We start from the raw sequence: 2,077 nt of genomic DNA on the forward strand, positions 1-2,077 counted from the left end.
ACACCAGTTTTTTCACCCCACTGGGCGGCTGGTAACAGAACGTGAGCGTAAGCAGAGGTTTCTGTAGGATAATATGCGTCTTGATAAATAGTGAAAGGCGATCGCAATAATGCCTTTTTAGTTCGCTCCAAATCTGGCATACTCACAGCTGGGTTGGTAGCCGCAATCCACAGTAACTCTACAGCGCCATCTTCCAAGCCAGTAATCATATCCCAAGCAGTCAAACCGGGATTGGGCGAAATCTGTCCTGGCTTAAGTCCCCAAAACTCCTCAACTTCTGCTCGGTGCTGGGGATTTTTTACCACCCGATAACCCGGTAATAAATGCGCCAAACCTCCGGCTTCTCGTCCTCCCATTGCGTTTGGCTGACCAGTGAGGGAAAAAGGGCCAGCACCAGGTTTACCAATCTGTCCAGTCATCAGGTGCAGGTTAATGATAGTTCTGACCTTAGCCGTCCCTTCTGACGATTGATTCACACCCATTGACCACAAAGACAATACTCGCTGCGATTCACCCCAATAGCGAGCTGCTGTTTCTAAATCTTCAATGCTGATTCCACATTGACGAGCCACCACTTCTGGCGGATAATGCCGAATCACTTCAGCATAAGCTGGAAAGTTACTGGTGCAGTCGTCCATGAACATGGTATCGATGTAGTTCCAGCGCATCAACAAGTGGGCGATGCCGTTTAACAAGTCGATATCTGTACCGGGACGAATGGCTAAATGCAAGTCAGCAGCTTCTGCGGTTGGTGTGCAACGGGGATCAACCACAATCATTTTGACTTTGCGGTTCTTTTTGTGATATTTTTCCAGCCGATTAAAAACGATGGGGTGACATTCGGCTGTATTAGTACCAATTAAAAATGCACAGTCGGTTAACTCCAAGTCATCGTAACAGCAGGGCGGGCCATCTGAGCCAAAGCTTTGAATGTAGCCAGACACCGCACTAGACATACATAAGCGAGAGTTGGCATCAAAATTATTAGTACCCAGACAGCCTTTCATCAGTTTCTGGGCTATGTAATAATCTTCAGTTTGAAACTGGCCAGAACCATACATACATAAGGCTTCTGGCCCTTGGGTAAAGCGGATAGTTTGAATGCGCTGCGTGATGATATTAAAAGCTTCATCCCAACTAACGCGGCGAAACTCTTGATCTAAGGAGTCTCGCACCATTGGGTAATGTAATCTATTTTTATCTAAAGATTCTGCGATCGTTGCGCCTTTGACGCAAACCATTCCTTGACTAGATGGATGGGCTTTATCACCGCGCACCCGCCAAGTTGGAGTTCCTTGGCTATCTCGATTAGTTGCTTTGCCATGTTGGGCTGGGGGTGAAACTTCTAGTCCACAGCCAACACCACAGTAAGGACAAAGGGTTTTGGTAAATTCACTCATGGCAGTTGTACCATTTTGTTATTTTGATTGCGTTGTTACCCCCTTAGTCCCCCCTTGTAAAGGTGGGAAACAAGAAAAATCCGGTTCCCTCCCCTTGTAAAGGGGAGGGTTAGGGAGGGGTAAAAAATATTTGATACATCAATCGCGACTTTTAAAACATCCTCTCAGATGTAGCGGCAGTTTGAGGAATTTAAAGCTTTTTATCGAACTGCAGAGACGCAGAGAGAAGAAAAAGAGATTTTCATGAATTAGGATTGCTATAGAAGGATGAAGTGTAAAGTTCCCTAATTCAGATTTGATAGTGAATTTTAATACTTCATCCTTGAGTTGATTATTCTTCAGTTAAGAAAATAGAGTTTTTAGTTGCTGTTTCTGGTGGTTCACCTTCATAAGCAGCCGCAAAGGAACCTTTTGGTTCTTTCAGGAAGAAGGCGCACATGAAAGCACAAACTAAAGCAGCTATACCCATTGTGGTAAATAGTGTTGGAGCGTCGGTTAAGCTAAAAATTGTCAGGTAAACTACGCCGCCAAAATTACCGTAAGCTCCCACATTTCCAGCAATTTGTCCAGTGGCTTCTTTTTTAATTAGGGGTACGATGCTGTAGGTTGCACCGCAGCCAGCTTGGGCAAAGTAGGCGGCAAACATTGTAACTGCGATCGCTAGCGGAATCGGCCAG

The 2,077-nt window shown here is 45.4% G+C and carries 1 protein-coding gene and 1 pseudogene; both read right to left on the reverse strand.

What is annotated here, in order from left to right; translation table 11 throughout:
- The coding region (locus VE944_RS18925) for a molybdopterin-dependent oxidoreductase (RefSeq protein ID WP_324980188.1) at positions 1-1,400 on the reverse strand (1,400 nt) is incomplete at its 3' end.
- A gap of 331 nt (positions 1,401-1,731) precedes the next feature.
- Positions 1,732-2,077, reverse strand: a pseudogene (locus VE944_RS18930) (MFS transporter); the annotation flags it as partial.

This window comes from Nostoc sp. (assembly GCF_035638895.1).
Lineage (GTDB): Bacteria > Cyanobacteriota > Cyanobacteriia > Cyanobacteriales > Nostocaceae > Nostoc.